19 protein-coding genes are annotated in these 18,573 nt (G+C 67.4%); 12 read left to right on the forward strand and 7 right to left on the reverse strand.

Going from position 1 to position 18,573, the window contains the following annotated elements:
- Positions 1 to 42 precede the first annotated feature (42 nt).
- Positions 43 to 1,686 carry an isovaleryl-CoA dehydrogenase gene (locus ACFOYU_RS22635; RefSeq protein ID WP_377035321.1) on the reverse strand — a complete coding sequence of 548 codons (1,644 nt, stop codon included), beginning with the start codon at positions 1,684 to 1,686 and terminating at the stop codon, positions 43 to 45.
- Positions 1,687 to 1,798: 112 nt separating this feature from the next.
- On the opposite strand from ACFOYU_RS22635, the gene ACFOYU_RS22640 reads away from it, so the two are divergent.
- Genes ACFOYU_RS22640 through dprA form a run of 5 tightly spaced genes read left to right on the forward strand, consistent with a single transcriptional unit; the run spans position 1,799 to position 6,221 of the window.
- Positions 1,799 to 2,743 (forward strand): aspartate carbamoyltransferase catalytic subunit, encoded by a 945-nt coding sequence (locus tag ACFOYU_RS22640; protein ID WP_226741824.1) that lies wholly within the window; start codon positions 1,799 to 1,801, stop codon positions 2,741 to 2,743.
- 8 nt (positions 2,744 to 2,751) lie between these two features.
- A complete protein-coding gene (locus ACFOYU_RS22645; protein ID WP_226741825.1) occupies positions 2,752 to 3,117 on the forward strand; it encodes a DUF4406 domain-containing protein in 366 nt (121 codons plus the stop codon).
- Entirely contained in the window at positions 3,117 to 4,430 is a 1,314-nt protein-coding gene (locus ACFOYU_RS22650; protein WP_377035322.1) for a dihydroorotase, read from the forward strand. Before ACFOYU_RS22645 ends, ACFOYU_RS22650 begins: the two co-directional genes overlap by 1 nt.
- Positions 4,423 to 5,022 carry a glycerol-3-phosphate 1-O-acyltransferase PlsY gene (gene plsY / locus ACFOYU_RS22655; RefSeq protein WP_226741827.1) on the forward strand — a complete coding sequence of 200 codons (600 nt, stop codon included), beginning with the start codon at positions 4,423 to 4,425 and terminating at the stop codon, positions 5,020 to 5,022. The genes ACFOYU_RS22650 and plsY overlap by 8 nt, the downstream gene beginning before the upstream one ends.
- Positions 5,019 to 6,221: a DNA-processing protein DprA gene (gene dprA / locus ACFOYU_RS22660; RefSeq protein WP_377035323.1), complete on the forward strand. Its 1,203-nt coding sequence runs from the start codon at positions 5,019 to 5,021 to the stop codon at positions 6,219 to 6,221. The genes plsY and dprA overlap by 4 nt, the downstream gene beginning before the upstream one ends.
- Before the next feature lie 3 nt (positions 6,222 to 6,224).
- Here the strand turns inward: dprA and ACFOYU_RS22665 are convergent, their stop codons facing one another.
- Both ACFOYU_RS22665 and ACFOYU_RS22670 read right to left on the reverse strand, forming a co-directional pair.
- A complete protein-coding gene (locus ACFOYU_RS22665; protein WP_377035324.1) occupies positions 6,225 to 6,470 on the reverse strand; it encodes a hypothetical protein in 246 nt (81 codons plus the stop codon).
- Between the two features lie 105 nt (positions 6,471 to 6,575).
- Positions 6,576 to 7,505, reverse strand: coding sequence for an AEC family transporter (locus tag ACFOYU_RS22670; protein WP_226741830.1), 930 nt, complete (start codon positions 7,503 to 7,505; stop codon positions 6,576 to 6,578).
- 176 nt (positions 7,506 to 7,681) lie between these two features.
- Between ACFOYU_RS22670 and arfB the strand changes: the two genes are divergently transcribed.
- Positions 7,682 to 8,104, forward strand: a complete 423-nt coding sequence (gene arfB / locus ACFOYU_RS22675; protein WP_226741831.1) for an alternative ribosome rescue aminoacyl-tRNA hydrolase ArfB — start codon at positions 7,682 to 7,684, stop codon at positions 8,102 to 8,104.
- Positions 8,105 to 8,114: 10 nt separating this feature from the next.
- On the opposite strand, the gene ACFOYU_RS22680 is transcribed toward arfB, so the two are convergent.
- Together ACFOYU_RS22680 and epmA are read right to left on the reverse strand one after the other, a co-directional pair.
- Positions 8,115 to 9,167: a lysine-2,3-aminomutase-like protein gene (locus tag ACFOYU_RS22680; protein WP_377035325.1), complete on the reverse strand. Its 1,053-nt coding sequence runs from the start codon at positions 9,165 to 9,167 to the stop codon at positions 8,115 to 8,117.
- Entirely contained in the window at positions 9,164 to 10,216 is a 1,053-nt protein-coding gene (gene epmA, locus ACFOYU_RS22685) for an EF-P lysine aminoacylase EpmA (protein WP_377035365.1), read from the reverse strand. Before epmA ends, ACFOYU_RS22680 begins: the two co-directional genes overlap by 4 nt.
- A 166-nt stretch (positions 10,217 to 10,382) precedes the next feature.
- On the opposite strand from epmA, the gene efp reads away from it, so the two are divergent.
- The 6 genes from efp (at position 10,383) to ACFOYU_RS22715 (ending at position 15,958) form a co-directional block, all read left to right on the forward strand.
- A complete protein-coding gene (gene efp, locus ACFOYU_RS22690) occupies positions 10,383 to 10,949 on the forward strand; it encodes an elongation factor P (RefSeq protein ID WP_226741833.1) in 567 nt (188 codons plus the stop codon).
- 128 nt (positions 10,950 to 11,077) lie between these two features.
- Positions 11,078 to 12,262 (forward strand): aminotransferase, encoded by a 1,185-nt coding sequence (locus ACFOYU_RS22695; RefSeq protein ID WP_377035326.1) that lies wholly within the window; start codon positions 11,078 to 11,080, stop codon positions 12,260 to 12,262.
- A 115-nt stretch (positions 12,263 to 12,377) separates the two neighbouring features.
- A complete protein-coding gene (locus ACFOYU_RS22700; RefSeq protein WP_377035327.1) occupies positions 12,378 to 13,499 on the forward strand; it encodes a Ppx/GppA phosphatase family protein in 1,122 nt (373 codons plus the stop codon).
- Positions 13,496 to 14,194, forward strand: coding sequence for an RlmE family RNA methyltransferase (locus ACFOYU_RS22705; RefSeq protein WP_226741835.1), 699 nt, complete (start codon positions 13,496 to 13,498; stop codon positions 14,192 to 14,194). Before ACFOYU_RS22700 ends, ACFOYU_RS22705 begins: the two co-directional genes overlap by 4 nt.
- 41 nt (positions 14,195 to 14,235) lie before the next feature.
- Positions 14,236 to 15,171: a Gfo/Idh/MocA family protein gene (locus tag ACFOYU_RS22710; protein ID WP_226741836.1), complete on the forward strand. Its 936-nt coding sequence runs from the start codon at positions 14,236 to 14,238 to the stop codon at positions 15,169 to 15,171.
- A 280-nt stretch (positions 15,172 to 15,451) separates the two neighbouring features.
- On the forward strand, positions 15,452 to 15,958 hold the full coding sequence (locus ACFOYU_RS22715) for a calcium-binding protein (protein ID WP_226741837.1): 507 nt from the start codon (positions 15,452 to 15,454) through the stop codon (positions 15,956 to 15,958).
- Positions 15,959 to 16,052: 94 nt separating this feature from the next.
- Here ACFOYU_RS22715 and ACFOYU_RS22720 read toward each other — a convergent pair whose 3' ends face one another.
- Together ACFOYU_RS22720 and ACFOYU_RS22725 are read right to left on the reverse strand one after the other, a co-directional pair.
- Positions 16,053 to 16,907, reverse strand: a complete 855-nt coding sequence (locus ACFOYU_RS22720; protein ID WP_226741838.1) for a dienelactone hydrolase family protein — start codon at positions 16,905 to 16,907, stop codon at positions 16,053 to 16,055.
- A 104-nt stretch (positions 16,908 to 17,011) separates the two neighbouring features.
- Positions 17,012 to 18,448 carry a DHA2 family efflux MFS transporter permease subunit gene (locus ACFOYU_RS22725; protein ID WP_377035328.1) on the reverse strand — a complete coding sequence of 479 codons (1,437 nt, stop codon included), beginning with the start codon at positions 18,446 to 18,448 and terminating at the stop codon, positions 17,012 to 17,014.
- Between the last annotated feature and the right edge of the window lie 125 nt (positions 18,449 to 18,573).

Consider the following 18,573-nt stretch of genomic DNA (forward strand, 5'->3'; position numbering starts at 1 on the left):
AATGATTGCGGACAAGTCAAATGCGACCTTTCCGCTGTCTGTCTATATGGGCATAAAAACCCGGTCCAACAAGGGTTTCACTGCCCTGCCCAGGTCGTTCGCCCCGATCATCCGGGCCGGCGAGGCAAGCCGCGTCAGCGCATAGGCTTCGGTGATTTCCGCAGGGGCGGAGCGCGCCAGGGCCGCCGTCGCCGCCAGGGTGAAGAGCCGGTCGGCCACGAGGCGGGCCTTCGCCTCCGCGTCCGGGGACTGGAGCGCCAGCACGATGTCGCGGGCGGCGTCCGAGGCGCCGGGCAGGCTCTGCACCTCGGCCATGAGACTCTCCAGAACCGAGGCCGCGACCTCCGGCTCGCGGTTCTCGGCCCGCAGGAGGTCGAGCGCGATCACGTTGCCGGACCCCTCCCAGATCGCGTTGACCGGCGCCTCCCGGTACAGGCGGGGCAGGGGGCTCTCCTCCACATAGCCGTTGCCGCCGAGCGCCTCCATGGCCTCGTAGAGGAGGTTCGGGGCCGCCTTGCAGATGCCGAACTTGGCCGCAGGCGTCACGAGGCGGCTGAAGGCGGCCTCGCGCTCGTCGCTGCCGGCGCGGTCGAAGCTGGCGGCGAGCCTCATGCCGAGCGCCGTCATGGCCTCACTTTCGAGAGCGAGGTCGGCCAGGACCATCCGCATGGCCGGCTGGTCGATCAGCTTCTTCTGGAAGACCGTGCGGTGGGTCGCGTGGTGATGGGCGAGGCTCAGGCCCATGCGCACGAGCCCGGCCGAGGCCACCGCGCAGTCGAGCCGGGTCAGCTGGACCATGTTGATGATCGTGCGCACCCCGCGCCCTTCCTCGCCGATGCGCCACGCGAAGGCTTTCTCGAACTCCACCTCGGAGGAGGCGTTCGAGCGGTTGCCGAGCTTGTCCTTGAGCCGCTGGAGGCGAAGGGCGTTGAGCGACCCGTCCGGCCGGAACCGCGGGACGAGGAAGCAGGTCAACCCGCCCGGCGCCTGGGCCAGAACCAGGAAGGCATCGCACATCGGGGCCGACATGAACCACTTGTGCCCGGTCAGCGCGTATTCGTCCCCGCCTGCGGCCTCGGCCGTGGTGGTGTTGGCGCGAACGTCGGTGCCGCCCTGCTTCTCGGTCATGCCCATGCCGAGGGTGACGGCACTCTTCTCCCAGAACGGGACGAAGCGCGGATCGTAGTCCCGCGCCCGGATCCTCGGCAGCCATTCGGCCAGGCGGTTCGGCGCCGCCGCGAGCGCCGCCACCGAGGCATTCGTCATGGTGATGGGGCAGACATGGCCGCTTTCGACCCCCGCCACCGCGTAGATCCGCGCTGCCCGCTCCACCTGGCCCCGCGGCGACAGGTGGCCCTGATCGGCGCCGTCCCAGGACGAGGCATGGAGCCCGTCCGCCATGCTGGCGCGCATGAGGGCGTGGTAGGCCGGGTGGAACTCGACCGCATCGATCCGGTGGCCTCGCGGATCGTGGGTGCGCAGCTTCGGCGGGTTCTCGTTGGCGAGACGTCCGAGATCGAGACGCTCCGCGCTGCCCCAGGCCTGGCCGAAAGGCCCGAGCGTTTCCTGCGGCCTGTCCACTCCGTTGGCCATGAGGGCATCGAGGAGGGGCCGGTCCGCCGTGACGAGGTTCACGTCCCCGAAGGGCGGTGTCTGGTTGAAGACCTGGTGGGTGTCGAAGGACAAGGCGGCCGATCCCGGAAAGCACACTCGCATTTATTGTAGGGTGACGAACGTTTCTGGCGAAGAGACGCGGCTTGCCGCCCTTGTCCGGACCGCCTATAGCCATCGCTTTAAGATGAGCACTCCCCGATCCGCTTTCCCCCACCGCCACCTGCTCGGAATCGAGGGGTTGTCCCCTTTGGATATCCAGGCGCTGCTCGACCTCGCCGATGAGCAGGTCGAGGTCAGCCGGCAGGTCGAGAAGAAGAAGTCGACCCTTCGGGGCCGGACCCAGATCAACCTCTTCTTCGAACCCTCCACCCGCACGCAATCCTCGTTCGAGATCGCCGGCAAGCGCCTCGGCGCCGACGTGATGAACATGTCGGTGGCGTCCTCCTCGGTGAAGAAGGGCGAGACCCTGATCGACACCGCGGCGACGCTGAACGCCATGCGGCCCGATCTCATCATCGTCCGCCACCATGCGGCGGGCGCGGTGCATCTTCTGGCCCAGAAGGTCGATTGCTCGGTGGTGAATGCCGGAGACGGGGCCCACGAGCACCCGACCCAGGCCCTGCTCGACGCGCTCACCATCCGCCGCAACAAGGGCCGCATCGAAGGGCTGACGGTCGCGATCTGCGGCGACATCCTCCATTCGCGGGTGGCCCGCTCCAACATGATCCTGCTCGCCGCCATGGGCGCGCGGGTGCGGCTCGTGGCGCCCTCGACCCTGATCCCGCCCGGCATCCAGCGCCTCGGCTTCGAGACCTTCACGGACATGCGCAAGGGGCTCGAGGACGCGGACATCGTCATGATGCTGCGCCTGCAGCGCGAGCGCATGAACGGCTCCTTCGTGCCTTCCGTGAAGGAGTATTTCCGCTTCTACGGTCTCGACCAGGAAAAGCTTGGCTTTGCCAAGCCGGATGCCCTCGTGATGCATCCCGGCCCGATGAACCGCGGAGTCGAGATCTCCTCCGAGGTGGCGGACGGAGCGCAGTCGCTCATCCGCGAGCAGGTCGAGATGGGCGTCGCCGTGCGCATGGCCGTGCTCGAGGCTCTCGCGAGCCATCTGCCGAACAGGTGAGAATCCCTATGACCCCCCTCATGATCCTCGTCGCCGGACCCTATCGCTCGGGCACGGGCGACGATCCGGTGAAGATCCAGGCCAATGTGGACGCCATGATGGACATGGCCCTGCGCCTGTTCCGGGCCGGCCATCTGCCGGTCCTGGGCGAATGGTACGCGCTGCCGCTCATCGAATTCGCGGGCTCCGAGCGGATCGGCGACGCGGTGTTCGACGAGATCTTCCATCCCATTGCGCGCCGCCTCGTCGCCAAGTGCGACGCCTGCCTGCGGATCGGCGGACCCTCGGCCGGCGCCGACGAGATGGTCGCCCTCGCCAAGGAGAACGGGAAGCTCGTTTTCCATCGCTACGAAGACATTCCAGGTTGCGCGTGATGATTGCTGACCGTCCCTTGCTGTTGAAGAACGCCCGTCTCGTCGATCCCGCCAGCGGGCGCGAGGAGCGGGGCGGCGTCCTGATCCAGGGCGGCACCATTCAGGATGTCGGCCCGCACGTGGCGGTCGTAACCGATGCGGACGTGCTCGATTGCGGTGGGCAGGTTCTCAGCCCCGGGCTCATCGACATGCGCGCCTTCATCGGCGAACCGGGGGCCGCGCATCGGGAAACCCTGAAGAGCGCCGGCGAGGCCGCCGCCGCCGGGGGCGTGACCACCATCGTGTCCATGCCCGACACGAACCCGGTCCTCGACGACCCGGCAATCATCGATTTCGTCATGCGCCGGGCACGGGACAACTGCATCGTCGATGTCCGCCCCGCCGCCGCGCTGACCAAGGGACTCAAAGGCGAGGAGATGGCCGAGATCGGCCTGCTGCGCGAGGCGGGCGCCATCGCCTTCACGGACGGGGCGCGCTCCGTCACCAACGCCCAGGTGATGCGCCGCGCGCTCACCTATGCCCGCGATTTCGATGCGCTGATCCTCCATCACGTGGAGGATCCGGACCTCGTCGGCCAGGGGGTGATGAACGAGGGCGAGTTCGCCGCCCGCCTCGGCCTGCCGGGCATTCCGCGCGAGGCCGAGACCGTGATGCTGGAGCGGGATATCCGCCTCGTGCGCCTCACGGGCGGGCGCTACCACGCCGCCATGATCTCCTGCGCCGATTCGGCCGAGATCGTCCGGGACGCGAAGGCGAGGGGGCTTCCCGTCACCAGCGGGATCTCTATCAACAACCTCGCCCTCAACGAGAACGACATCGGCGACTACCGGACCTTCCTCAAGCTCTCGCCGCCCCTGCGGCACGAGGACGACCGGCAGGCGATGATCGAGGCGCTGAACGACGGCACCCTCGACGTGATCGTCTCGGACCACAATCCACAGGATGTGGAGACCAAGCGGCTGCCTTTCGCGGAGGCCGAGAACGGCGCCGTCGGCCTCGAAACGCTCCTGTCCGCCGCCCTGCGGCTGGTCCATGCGGGTCAGGTTTCCCTGCCCAAGGTCCTGCGGGCGATGTCCACGCGGCCGGCTGAAATCCTTGGTTTGCCGGGCGGACGGCTCCAGCGCGGCGCCCCGGCCGACCTCATCCTGTTCGATCCCGACGCGCCCTACGTCCTCGACAAGCGCGATCTCCGGTCCCTGTCGAAAAACACTCCGTTCGACGAAGCCCGTCTGGAAGGACAGGTGACGGTGACGATGGTTGGAGGCAGGATCGTGTTCGATCGCCGCAACGGTTCAAGAGAAGCGAATGTCTGACGATTCCAACCTGCTCCTGCTGGGCGCCCTGGTTTTCGGCTACCTCCTGGGCTCGATCCCCTTCGGCGTGATCTTCACCCGGATGGCGGGGCTCGGGGACATCCGCAAGGTCGGATCGGGCAATATCGGGGCCACCAACGTGCTCCGGACCGGCCGCAAGGGCCTGGCCGCGGCGACCCTGCTCGGCGACGCCCTCAAGGGAACGGCCGCGGTCCTCATCGCCGGCATGTGGGGGGCTGAAGCGGCCACCGCCGCCGCGCTCGGCGCCTTCCTCGGCCACCTCTACCCGGTCTGGCTCGGGTTCAGGGGCGGCAAGGGCGTCGCGACCTTTATCGGCATCCTGATCGGCCTCAGCCCGCTGACGGCGCTCGTCTTCGCGGCGATATGGCTCGGCATGGCCTTCGCGTTCCGCTACTCGTCCCTGTCCGCGCTGGTGGCGAGCCTTGCTTCGCCCATCGTGCTCCTGTTGCTCGACCAGCCGAGAATGGCGGGCGTGGCCGGCATTCTCGCGATCCTCCTGTGGTGGAAGCATAGCGAGAACATCCAGCGCCTCCTCGCCGGGACGGAGGGCAAGATCGGACAGAAGGGATGAGCGGCGCCCGCCTCACGGACGAGCAGCGGCTCGACTGGCTCCGTCTGATCCGGTCGGAGAACGTCGGCCCGCGGACCTTCCGTGCGCTCATCAACCGTTACGGCGGCGCCTCGGCCGCCATCGAGGCGCTGCCGGATCTCGCCCGCAAAGGCGGCCGTCTTCTGCTGAAGGTCGCGAGCCGGGCGGAGGCGGAAAAGGAAATGGCCGCGGCTACGCGGATGGGCGTGCGCTTCGTCGCCATGGGCGAGCCGGAATACCCGAAGACCCTGCAGGCCATCGACACGGCCCCGCCGCTCATCGCCGTCCGCGGCTCGACGGACGTGCTGGCGAGGCCGACCGTCGCCATCGTCGGCTCGCGCAACGCCTCCGCCTCGGGGCTGACTTTCACGGAGCGCCTGTCGCGGCAGCTGGGCGAAGCCGGGTACGTGGTCGTATCGGGTCTCGCCCGCGGCATCGACACCCGTGCGCACAAGGCCACCCTCGATACCGGCACGGTGGCGGTTCTCGCGGGCGGGCACGACCGGATCTATCCGGCCGAGAACGAGGCCCTGCTGCTCTCCATCGTGGAGCGCGGCGGCGCCGTCATCTCCGAGATGCCCTTCGGGTGGGAGCCGAGAGGAAGGGATTTCCCCCGGCGCAACAGAATCGTGTCGGGCTTGTCCTACGGCGTGGTGGTGGTGGAGGCGGCGCGCCGCTCCGGCTCGCTGATCACCGCCCGATTCGCCCTGGAGCAGGGGCGGGAGGTCTTCGCCGTGCCGGGCTCGCCCCTCGATCCCAGGGCCGAGGGCACCAACGATCTCATCCGCGAAGGCGCGACCCTCTGCGCCGGAATCGAGCACGTCACGAGCGTGCTGGAGCCGCTGATCGCCAAGGGAGCTGTGCCGGAAGCGGGTGTCGAGGAGCCCCAGCACGTGCCCGGCATCGAGGAATTGTGGGACGAGCTCGACCTGCCGGAGATCGCCCGGCCTCCGGTCGGGCTGGTCCTGCCCGACACAGGTTTTTCGGAAGGCGAGAACACGGACGGCGCCGGATTCGATCTGGTCGGTCTGCTGGGACCTTCGCCGGTCGCCATCGACGATCTCGTGCGCCAGTCGGGCCTTCCGATCCGGGTGGTGCAGACGGCGCTGATCGAACTGGAGATTGCAGGCAGGCTGGAACGCCACGGCGGCAACGCCGTCTCCCTGCTCGCGGCGCGCTGAGCCTCAGCCTTTCTCGTGCTGGGCCTTGACCGTGCGGATCGCCTCCAGGCGGGCCATGTCGAGGAGATAGGAGAGAAGGCCGAGATCGGCCCGCTGCGCCAGATACGACAGCTCCGCCGTGAATTCCGCGATGTACTTGGCCGTTTCTCCCGCGGACGCACCTGTCTCGGGCGACGGTCCCATCTTGCTTTCGAGGGACTTCTCCGGGGACGCATCGGACTTGTTGGGGTGCTTTACGGCCTTGGACATCGGGAAGGAACGGCTGTCTCGACGGTTTCGGTCCGTCTAGATAGCAGCTCAACTATAAATAAAACAATAGCCAATATCTGACTTTTGGTTGCAGAACAGAGTTTCCTAGGCGCCCAGGGTGGAAATCAGCAGCGGCATCGACACCAGGGCAATCAGGGTCTGCAGGGTCAGGATCTCGGCCATGAGAGGCGCGTTGCCGCCCATCTGGCGGGCCAGCACATAGGCTGCGCTGGCCGTGGGCACCGAGGCGGCGATGATGGTCACGACGATGTCGTTTCCGGCGACGCCCACATGGCGCGCCAGGGTCACCGCAACCACAGGCATCAGGAAGAGCTTGAGGCCCGAGGCGATGAAGTGCGGCAGGCCGGGCCGGCTCAGCCGCCGGATGTCGAGGCCCGCTCCCACGATGAGCAGGCCCGCCGCAAGGGCCGCCCGCCCCATGATCTCGATATAGCCGACGATGGGCTGGGGCAGGGGCGGGACGAGGAGGTTGAGCGTCAGGCCGACGGCGCAGGACCAGATGAAGGGGTTGGTGACGAAGGAATGCAGGATCTTCCAGGGGCTCTGCCGGGGCTGGCCCGCGTAGCGGATGAAGACGTAGAAGGCGAGCAGGTTGAGCAGCGGCACCATGGCCGCGATGGCGACCGCGATCAGGGCGATGCCCCGCTGCCCGAACAGGCTTCCGGCCACCGACAGGCCCACGAAGGTGTTCCACCGGGTCGCACCCTGGAAGATCGAGGTGAAGGTCGGCCCGTCGATCCCGAAGCGGCGCTCCAGAACCGGACGAAGCACCAAAACGATGGTGGCCATGATCAGGATGGCGCCGATCAGGGCCCCGCCCACGCCCGCGACCGGCACCGAGCCGAGATCGGCCCGGGACAGGGTGTCGATGATCAGGGCGGGAAAGAAGATCACGTAGGTGGCGCGCTCGATTCCGGCCCAGTGCTTCTCGTCCACGAAGCCGGTGGCCCGGCAGAGCCAGCCGGTGGCGATGATGAGAAAGGTGGGGACGAGGCTCGCGAAGACAGCGGACATGCAGGAGGCCGGATCAGGAGGGCGGAACGCGCCGGCTCTCGAACCCGCGCCGTTCCTATGGTCAAAGGCGCTTAGACCCTATCGGGAGGGTCGACAAGCCGTGGCCAAGCTCTCATTGGACATGCCGGGCGCGATGCCCCAGTTTTCTTCGTCTCCCGTGTTTCGCCAGAGGCTCCATGATCCAGGTCACCAATTCCATCGCCATCGACGAGGCGGAACTGCAGGAGAGCTTCATCCGCGCCTCGGGGCCGGGCGGGCAGAACGTGCACAAGGTGTCGAGCGCGGTCCAGCTGCGTTTCGACGTGCGCCAATCGCCCTCCCTGCCGGATGACGTGAAGGCGAGGCTGGAGCGTCTGGCCGGTCAACGGCTGACGAACGAGGGGGTGCTCGTCATCACGGCCCAGCGATTCCGCACCCAGGAGCGCAACCGCGAGGATGCGGTGGCCCGCCTCGTCGAGCTGATCCGGCAGGCGACCGAACGGCCGAAGCCCCGCCGCCCCACGCGCCCGACCCTGGCCTCGAAGAAGCGCCGACTGGAGGAGAAGGGCCGGCGCGCCGACATCAAGAAGGGCCGCAGCGCCAAACCGGGATTCGATTGATCCTGCGCTCCTACGCCTCAGGCGGGTAGCTGTGCTCGCCGCCCCGGAAGTCCGAGACCCTATAGCAGCCGTCGCCGGTGGGCCGGATCGTGCTCGCGCCGATCACTGCCTTTCCATGCCCGCCCGGGATGTCGAGGATGTAGGCCGGCTGGCACAGGCCGGAGACCCGGCCGCGCAGGCCCGCGACCAGCTTCTGGCCCTCCTCGATGGAAAGGCGGAAATGGCCGGTGCCCGGGGCAAGGTCGGGATGGTGGAGGTAGTAGGGCTTGATCCGCGTCTCGACGAAGGCGCGCATGAGGGCGGCCAGGATGTCCGGATCGTCGTTCACGCCCCTGAGCAGGACCGACTGGCTGATCATCGCGCTGCCGGCATCCACCAGACGGGCGCAGGCCGCGCGGGCCTCGGACGTCAGCTCGTGGGGATGGTTGGCATGGAGCGCCACATAGGTCGTCTTGCCGCTCGCCTTGAGCGCCGCGATCAGCGCTTCGTCGATCCGCTCCGGCTCGACGACGGGAACCCGGGTGTGGAAGCGCACGATCTTCACGTGATCGATGGCGGCGAGCCGCTCCATGATCTCGGCGAGGCGTCGCGGAGACAGCACCAGCGGGTCGCCGCCGGTCAGGATCACCTCCCAAATTTCCGGGCGTGACGCGATATAGGCGAAGGCCCTGTCCATGGCGTCCGGCGAGAGGGTCCCGAGCCCCTGGGGACCCACCATCTCGCGGCGGAAGCAGAACCGGCAATAGACCGGGCAGACATGGACGGCCTTGAGCAGCACCCGGTCGGGATAGCGATGGACGATGCCCTCGACAGGGCTGTGGGCGAGATCCCCGATGGGGTCCTCCCGCTCCTCCGGCAGGATGTGGAGCTCGGCGCCGTCCGGCACGAATTGGCGGGCGATGGGATCGGCGGGGTCGTCCCGGTCGATCAGCGCCGCCATGGCCGGGCTGATCGCGACGGCGTAGCGCTCCGCCACTTGCTCGATCTCGTCGAGGCGCTCGGGCGGCAGGAGACCGGCCTCGATCAGGTCCCCGGCGGTGCGGAGGGGGCGGCTCGCGTTCACGGATGCGTCTCCGGCACGGGGGCCCAGATCACCTGCTCGATGCGGGAGGCGCCTGTCGCCAGCATGACAAGGCGGTCGAAGCCGAGCGCGATGCCGCTCGCCTCCGGCATCTGGGCGAGCGCGGCCAGGAAATCCTCGTCCAGGGGGTAGGTTTCGCCGTAGACCCGCATCTTCTCCGCCATCTCTCCCTCGAACCGGCGCCGCTGCTCGGCCGCGTCGGTCAGCTCGCCGAAGGCATTGGCGAGTTCCACGCCGCAGGCATAGAGCTCGAAGCGCTCCGCCACCCGCGGGTCCCGCGCCGTGGGGCGGGCGAGGGCCGCCTCGGCGACCGGGTATTCGTCCAGGATCGTGGCGCGGCCATGGCCCAGTTGCGGCTCGATCCGCTCCACGATGACGCGGCTGAACAGGTCCGACCAGGTGTCGTCCCCGGCGATCCGCAGACCGGCCTCCCGCAGGCTCGCCGCCAGCCGGTCCCGGTCCGTGGCGCCGCTCCGGTCGATGGAGGCGAGGAGGTCGATGCCGGCGAAGCGGTCGAAGGCTTCCGCCACGCTCAGGCGCTCGGGCTCCCGGAAGGGATCGGCCTCGCCGCCGCGGAACGCGAGGCGGCGGGTTCCGGCGGTCTCGGCGGCAAGGGCCAGGATCTCCGCGCAGTCGCGCATGAGGGCCTCGTAGCTCTCGCCCGCGCGGTACCATTCCAGCATGGTGAATTCGGGATGGTGCAGCGGTCCGCGCTCCCGGTTGCGGTAGACATGAGCGAAGCAGGCGATCCGGGCCTCGCCCGCCGCCAGGAGCTTCTTGCAGGCGAATTCCGGCGAGGTGTGGAGATAGAGCGGCGTCCGGGATCCGTCCGGCCCGACGGCGGCGGTCTCGAAGGCGTGGAGATGGGCCTCGTTGCCGGGCGAGACCTGGAGCGTGGCCGTATCGACCTCCACGAAGTCCCGGCTCGCGAAATAGCCGCGCAGGGCTGCCTGGATCCGGTTGCGGCCCAGGAGGAACGGGCGCCGGTCGGCATGGACATGGGGCGTCCACCAGGGGGAGGGAGTGGAGATGGCGGCTTTCCGGTCCACGGCTTCCGTTCAGGCTTTCGTGAGGTCAGGCTGGCGATTTGCGCCAAGATGGTTTAGTTGCGGCACCGAAAACGCTTTTCGCGTCGACGGGGGCAGGGCTGGCCCGACCCTTACGACGTGTCCACCTCTGTCACAAGGAAGACTTCTCGTGAAGGTCATCGCCTCTACGCTCCGCAAGGGCAATGTCGTCGACATCGACGGCAGGCTCTACGTCGTGCTTACCGCCCAGAACATCCATCCCGGCAAGGGCACCCCTGTGACCCAGCTCGACATGCGCCGCATCTCCGATGGCGTGAAGGTCTCCGAGCGCTACCGCACCACGGAGCAGGTCGAGCGCGCCTTCGTCGAGGACCGCGAGCACACCTTCCTCTACGAGGACGGCGAGGGCTTCCATTTCATGAACCCGGAGACCTACGACCAGGTGGCCGTGCCGGAGGACATCATCGGCGACCAGAAGCCCTACCTGCAGGAAGGGATGCCGGTGATGCTCTCCACCCATAACGGCGTGCCGATCGCCATCGAGCTCCCGGCCCGCGTGACCCTCGAAATCACCGAGACCGAGCCGGTCGTGAAGGGCCAGACAGCCTCCTCGTCCTACAAGCCCGCCATGCTGTCGAACGGCGTCCGCACCATGGTGCCGCCCCACATCCAGGCCGGCACCCGCGTCGTGATCATGACGGAAGACGGCTCCTACGTGGAGCGTGCCAAGGACTAAAGCTGCCCGGCAGCCTGAACGGGGCGGATTGAGCGCCCACGTTCGATCTTGAAGGATGGGCGATTTCAGGGGACGGTTCCCCGGAAATCCCTGTCCTTCTTCATTTTGTGCGGAGTGGAACGACCTTCATGACGAGCGGCCTCCTGAACCCCATCAATCCCCTCGTCGCGGATGTCGGAAGCCCGCCCATTCCCGAAGCCCAGAGCTGGACCAGGCGCTATGACGGCGCCCTGGGGCCGCTCATCAACCTGTCCCAGGCCGTGCCCGGCAATCCGCCCCATCCCGGGATGCTGGAGCGCCTCGCCGCCACCGCAGGCTCCGCCGCGGGCGCCCAATACGGGGCGATCGCAGGCGACGCCGCGCTCCGGCAGGCCTACGCGGCCGATCTCTCGCGGATCTACGAGGGCAGGATCGCGCCGGAGGACACGGCGGTCACCGCCGGCTGCAACCTCGCCTTCTTCGCCGCCATGATGCTGCTGGCCCGCCAGGGCGACGCGGTCCTGCTGCCGACGCCCTGGTACTTCAATCACCAGATGAGCCTCGACATGCTGGGCGTCGAGCCCCGCCCGCTGCCCTGCCATCCGGAGGCCGGTTTCGTGCCCCGGGTGGAGGATGCCGAGGCGCTGATCGACGGGCGGGTGAAGGCCATCGTGCTCGTGACGCCCAACAACCCGACCGGGGCCGTTTATCCGGCCCACGTGATCGAGGCCTTTGCCGAGCTGTGCCGCCGCCGGGGGATTTATCTCGTTATCGACGAGACTTACCGGGATTTCCTGCCAAGCGGCGTGAACCGCGCGCACGGTCTCTTCACCGGGGAGGAGTGGCGCGGGACCGTGATCCAGCTCTATTCCTTCTCGAAGTCCTACGCCATTCCGGGCCACCGCATGGGCGCGATCACGGCCGATGCCGGGCTGATCGAACAGGTCGCGAAAATCCTCGACTGCATCCAGATCTGCGCCCCGCGGACGGCTCAGGCCGCGCTGCCCTGGGCCATCGAGGGGCTGCGGGAGTGGCGGGAGGAGAACCGGGCCGAGATCAACCGCCGCGCCGGGATCTTCCGCGAGGCGCTCGCGCCGCTGCCGGAATGGCGCATCGAATCGGCGGGGGCGTATTTCGCCTATCTGCGCCACCCCTTCCCGGGGCAAACCGCCCAGGCGGTGGCGGAGAGGCTCGCCACGGAGCGCGGCGTTCTCGGCCTCCCGGGAAGCTATTTCGGGCCGGGGCAGGACGGGCATCTGCGCATCGCCTTCGCCAATGTGAGCGCCGAGATCCTCGCGGGTCTGACGGAGCGCCTGCGCGGCTTCGCGGTCTGAGCGGCAGCCGGGGCTATACCCATAAACTTCGTGCCCGCCCTTGGCAGGAGTGCAGGGCGGTTGTTACTCTCTCAGCCGAACAGGCACCCTGCACCGGGTGTCCAAGGATTGTGTTTTGACCGTGAAATACGACGCGACTGCTGTGCCAGGGGAGCGCCGGACGGAACCGCTTGCGGAATCTGACGCCGGACCGTCCCTGCTCGCGGATCGCGTGCAGATCACGGGTGCGAAAAACCGGCGCCAGCGCCATTCCCGCAGCTATGCGGCGCTCGACCTCGGCACCAACAACTGCCGCCTTCTCATTGCCGAGCCTGCACATTTCGGCTTTCGCGTCGTCGATGCGTTTTCCCGCATCGTCCGTCTCGGCGAAGGGCTCGGCTTGGGCAACCTGCTCAGCGAGGATGCCATCGAGCGCACCATCGAGGCCCTGCGGGTGTGCCGGGACAAGATGACCGCGAAGGACGTGACCCGCGCCCGCCTCGTGGCAACGGAAGCGTGCCGTCTGGCCGAGAACGGAGCGGCCTTCATCGAGCGCGTCCGGCGCGAGCTGGACATGGAACTCGAGGTGGTCGACCGCAGAACGGAGGCGTTCCTGGCGGTGACGGGCTGCGCCGCCCTGGCCGACCCGAAGGCCGAGTCGGTCATCATCTTCGACATCGGCGGCGGCTCCACCGAGATCGCCTGGCTCGACGGTGCCGCGCCCCATGCCTTCGCGGATCCGTGCAAGCGCATCAGGGCATGGGATTCCCTGCCGGTGGGCGTCGTGACGCTCGCGGAGCGCCATGGGGGCATCGACGTGACCCAGGAAAGCTTCGAGGGCATGGTCGAGGAGGTGACCGAACTCCTGCTCGATTTCGCCATGGTGGCCGCCAAGGCGGGCCTGGCCTCGAACTTCCATCTTCTGGGCACGTCGGGAACCGTCACCACCGTCGGGGGTATTCACCTGGGACTGGCCCGCTACGACCGGCGCCGGGTGGACGGCATGTGGATGCGAAACGGGGACATCTCGACGGTGATCGACCGGCTGCTGTACTCCGATTTCGAGCAGCGCGCCGCGAATCCCTGCATCGGGCGGGAACGGGCCGATCTGGTGCTGGCGGGCTGCGCCATTCTCGAAGCGATCCGCCGGGCCTTCCCGTCCGATCGCCTGCGCATCGCGGATCGCGGGCTGCGCGAAGGAATCTTGATGAACATGATGAGAGAGGACAGTGTCTGGCGGCAGGGAGGTGCCCGTTGAGCACCAAGTCAGGCTCCGGCACCCGCAACCTCAAGCAGCGCGTGAAGACGGCGAACAAGCGCTCCCTCTCCTCGCAGAAATGGCTTGAGCGCCAGCTCAACGATCCCTACGTCGCCCGCGCCAAGCGCGAGGGCTACCGTTCGCGCGCGGCCTTCAAGCTGCTCGAGATCGACGAGAAGTACAACATCCTGAAGACCGGCCAGCGCGTGGTCGATCTCGGCGCCGCGCCCGGCGGCTGGTCGCAGATCGCCGCCCGCAAGGTCGGCGCGAAGGGCAAGGTCGTCGGCATCGACCTGCTCCCCATCGACCCGATGCCCGGGGTCGAGTTCATCCAGCTCGACTTTCTCGACGAGAGCGCGCCCGACAAGCTCATCGAGATGCTGGGCGGGCCTGCGGACGTGGTCATGTCGGACATGGCCGCCAACACGACCGGCCACAAGAAGACCGATCACCTGCGGATCATGGGGCTCGCCGAGGCCGCGATCTACTTCGCCCGCGAGATCCTGGCCCCGGGAGGCGTCTTCGTCGCCAAGGTGTTCCAGGGCGGCACGGAAAGCCAGCTCCTGGCCGACCTGAAACGGGACTTCGCGGTGGTTCGCCATGTGAAGCCCGCCGCCAGCCGCTCCGACTCGGCGGAACTCTATGTGTTGGCAACCGGTTTCCGGGGGGCGGCGGCTCAGTCGCCTTCGACCTGACGGGCGCTATCTCCCTCAGGCGAGCAACACGGGGGAGGCGAATGCCACACAAGATCGGAATCATCGGCTTCGGGAAGATCGCGCAGGATCAGCATCTCCCGAGCATCAGGAAGAACCCCGATTTCGAGCTTGTCGCCGTGGCGAGCCAGCGGGGGCTCAAGCCCGACGAGGCCAAGCACGCCTTCCAGGACTACCGGGAGATGCTCAAGGCCGTGCCGGACCTGGAGGCGGTCGCCATCTGCACGCCGCCGCAGGTGCGTCACGAGATCGCCCGCGACGTGCTGCTCGCCGGGAGGAGCGTGCTTCTGGAAAAGCCTCCCGCGGCCACGCTGAGCGAGCTCGAACACCTGAGGCTGATGGCGGATAAGGCCGGTCTCACCCTCTTCACCACCTGGCACGCCCAGTACAACAAGGCCGTGGAGGAGGCGAAGAAGGCTCTCGCGGGCTGGGAGATCAAGCGTCTCCAGGTCACGTGGAAGGAGGACGTGCGCCATTGGCATCCGGGCCAGCAATGGATCTGGGAGGCGGGCGGCTTCGGCGTCTTCGACCCGGGCATCAACGCGCTCTCCATCGTCACCCGCATCATGCCGGAGCCGGTCTTCATCAAGCAGGCCGACCTGCAGTTCCCCTCCAACCGGGATGCCCCCATCGCCGCCGACATCCAGTTCTCTGCCGCCCACGGCGCGGGCGATCTGCGCGCCGTCTTCGACTGGCGCCAGACCGGCCCCCAGACCTGGGACATCGAGGTCGAGACGGAGACGGGCATGGTCCTCAAGCTGCGCGAGGGCGGCAGCAAGCTCGAAATCGGCGGCAAGCTGATGGTGGACGAGGCATCGCGGGAATACGAGGGCATCTACGACTGCTTCGACGCCCTGCTGAGCGAGCGCCGTTCTCTCGTGGACGACGCTCCGTTCCGGCTCGTCGCCGATGCCTTCATGGTCGGGCGGCGGGTCCAGGTGGAGCCGTTCGAGGATTGAGGCGGCGCCTCCCGGCGCAGAGTGGAAAATTCAGGATTTTCCTTATTTCAGGCCCTTTTCCGCCGTTTCGGCGGGAGTAGAATGGGCTTGGCCCTGACCCAAGGAGACAAGCGCCGCCAAGCCGCGCACCACAACCATCGACATTGCCGACGTCTCACGGGAATCGACAACAGCCTGATGTTTGCCCTTCGAAGGGTGTCCGTCCGCTCGGCGGGAGCTTCAGTCCCCATTCGCATGTTCGATTTGCGAGCAGGTGCTGTGGGCGTGACGGAGAAGTATCATGGCAACCATCACAGGAACCAACTTCCCTGACCTGCTCGTCGGCACGTTCGAGGCCGACACGATCAGCGGACTCGGCGGAAGCGACGATCTCTACGGCCTGTCCGGCAACGATTCCATCGTCGGGGGCGCGGGCTACGATCTCATCGCGGGCGGGGACGGCAACGATACCCTGCGCGGCGGCACGGAGGGCGACGCCCTGTTCGGCGAAGCCGGGCGCGACCGCTTGTCCGGGGAGGATGGCGACGATTATCTCGACGGCGGAATCGGCAACGACGTCCTGAGGGGCGGCGCCGGGGCCGACGCCTTCGCGTTCTCGGGCTTCGGGGCCGGAATCGACACCGTCCGGGACTACAGCTTCAACCAGTTCGACGTCATCGACACGAACGGCTACGGCTTCGTCGCCTATCAATCGGGTGCGAACACGGTGATCGACTTCGGCACCTATGCCGGCATTCAGCACGTCCTCGTGCTGGAAAACTACACCGGCGCCTTCTGGTACGTCTGATACCCGCCGTCGTCGAAGGGGCGGAAGAGCGAATGGCCGGGCTTGCCCGGCCATGACGTTTCAGGAGTTTCCCAAGGCTCGATGCGCCCGGCCCTCAGGTCAGGTGCTTCTTGAAGAACGCCACCGTGCGCTGCCAGGCCAGGTCGGCGGCTTCCTTGTCGTAGCGGGCGGCGTTCGTATCGTTGTTGAAGGCGTGGTTGACGCCCTCGTACATATGGAGCTCGAGGGTTTTGCCCGCCTGCTTCATCGCAGTCTCGAAGGCCTGGATGCCCGCATTGATCCGCTCGTCCAGGCTTGCGTAATGATGCATGAGCGGCGCCTGGATTTTCCCTACGTCGTCCGGGTCCGGCTGGCGGCCGTAATAGGCGACGCCCGCCTTCAGGTCCGGCTCGTTCACGGCCAGGGTGTTGACCGCGCCGCCGCCCCAGCAGAAGCCGACCGCGCCCACATTGCCGTTGCTGTCCGGGTGCTGCTGCAGGTAGTCCACCGCGGCCTTGCCGTAGGAGATCACGTCCGGCTGCTTGAGCTGGCCGATCATCTCGCGGCCCTTGTCCTCGTCCGCGGGCGTGCCGCCCATGGGGGAGAGGTAGTCCACGCCGAGCGCCAGGAAGCCTTCCGTCGCCATGCGGCGGGTGACGTCCTTGATGTGCGGGTTGAGGCCGCGGTTCTCGTGAATGACGATCACGGCGGGAAGGTCGGTGCCCGTCGCCGGTTTGGCGAGATAGCCCTTGAGGCCCTGCGCTCCCGGGATGTCGACCATCTGGGTCGTGATGCGGGGGTCGTTTTCCTGCACGGTCTGCGCATGGGCGTAGTTGTTCTGCAGGATCGGCAGGATGGCCGTCGCACCGGCCGCGCTCCCGACCAGGGCCGCGAGCCGGTCGAGGAAGGTGCGGCGGTTCATGCCGCCGTGAGTGAAGTCGTCGTAGAGGTCGATGATGCGCTGGTCCATGGAAGCCTCCGCCTGAGACGTCTGACACAATAGCGCAGTCCGGAAGCTTGTCAGCGGTCGGCCGATCACGCTCTCGTGTTGGAGCTCCTCGGCCTCGGGTCGGCCTAGCGGCCGTTCATCCCGTCGCCCATGCCCGTCGACGGCACCTTCCGCTCCACCGCCTTGTGGCCCGACATCTCGGCGCCGGCGCTCGGATGGAGCCGGAAGAACGAGAAGGCCGACAGACCCGAGATGATGGCCACCGTCCAGAACGCCGGGCCGAAATCGGCCGCCGTGATCTCGCCCGAGCCATGGGAGGTGGCGCTTGTCTCGAGCGCGAAGGCTCCAAGGGCCACGCCCATGCTCAGCGCCAGCTGCTGCGCCACGCTCGACAGGCTCGTGGCATAGCTCATGTCCCGCTTCGAGACGTCCGCATAGGCGATGGCGTTCAGGCTGGTGAACTGGAGCGAGCGGAAGCAGCCGCCGACGAACAGGACCGCCATGACCAGCCAGTAGGGCGTCGAGGGCGTGAAGAGGCCGTTGGCCGCGATGAAGAGTGCGCCGATGACGGCGTTGATCGTCAGCAGCATCCGGAAACCGGTCTGTTCCAGGATGCGCTTCGCCAGGGTCTTCATGAACAGGGCGCCGACCGCCGCGATGAAGGTCAGCGAACCGGAGGCGAGGGGGCTCAGGCCGAAGCCGATCTGGAGCATGAGGGGCAACAGGAACGGGATCGAGCCCACGCCTACCCGGAACAGGCCTCCGCCCAGGACGCTGATGCGGAAGGTCGGGATCTTCAGGAGGCCGAGCTTCAGGACGGGATGAGGCGTGCGGCGGGCATGGAGGAGATACAGGACCAGACAGATCGTGCCGACCACGGTGCAGCCCACCGAGACCCCGAGGGGAATGAGGTGACGCCCGCCCGAGGCGAGGCCCAGCATGACCAGGGACAGGCCGATGCCGAGAAGGAGGAAGCCGACGAAGTCGAGGGGCGGGGTGTCGCTTTCCTTGATGTTGGGGACATAGATCGTCGCCAGCACCATCCCGAGGATGCCGATGGGGATGTTGATGAAGAAGATCCAGCGCCAGTCGAAATAGGTGGTGATGAAGCCGCCGAGCGGCGGGCCGACCACGGGCCCGACGAGGGCAGGGATCGTCAGCGTCGCGAGCGCTTGGACGAGCTCGTTGCGGGGTACGCTGCGCAGGAGGACGAGGCGTCCCACCGGCACCATCATGGCCCCGCCCATCCCCTGCAGGAACCGCGCCAGAACGAAGCCTTCCAGGGAGTTCGCCCACGCACAGGCGAGGGAGCCCGCCATGAACACGGCAATCGCCGCCCGGAACACGGTCCTCGATCCGTATTTGTCGGCCATCCAGCCCGAGATCGGGATGAAGATGGCGAGGCTCACGAGGTAGGAGGTGATGGCGAGCTTGAGGGCAATAGGGTCCTCCCCCAGATCCTGCGCGATCATCGGCAGCGAGGTCGAGATCACCGTCGAGTCCGTGTTCTCCATGAAGAGAGCGGTGGCGATGATCAGGGGGAGGAGGCGTGATTGACGCATGACTCGTGGGACTTAGCGCTCCCCTCGAGAGTCGCAAAGGCTTTTGACGCAGGGCTGGTCTTCTGGGAATGCGCTGCGGGCCCCTTTGCGAAAGTGCGGCGCCCGTGCTACGGACCCTCGCCAAC

Origin of the sequence: Microvirga sp. GCM10011540 (assembly GCF_042650665.1) — a bacterium.
In the GTDB taxonomy this organism is placed as follows: Bacteria; Pseudomonadota; Alphaproteobacteria; order Rhizobiales; family Beijerinckiaceae; genus Microvirga; species Microvirga lenta.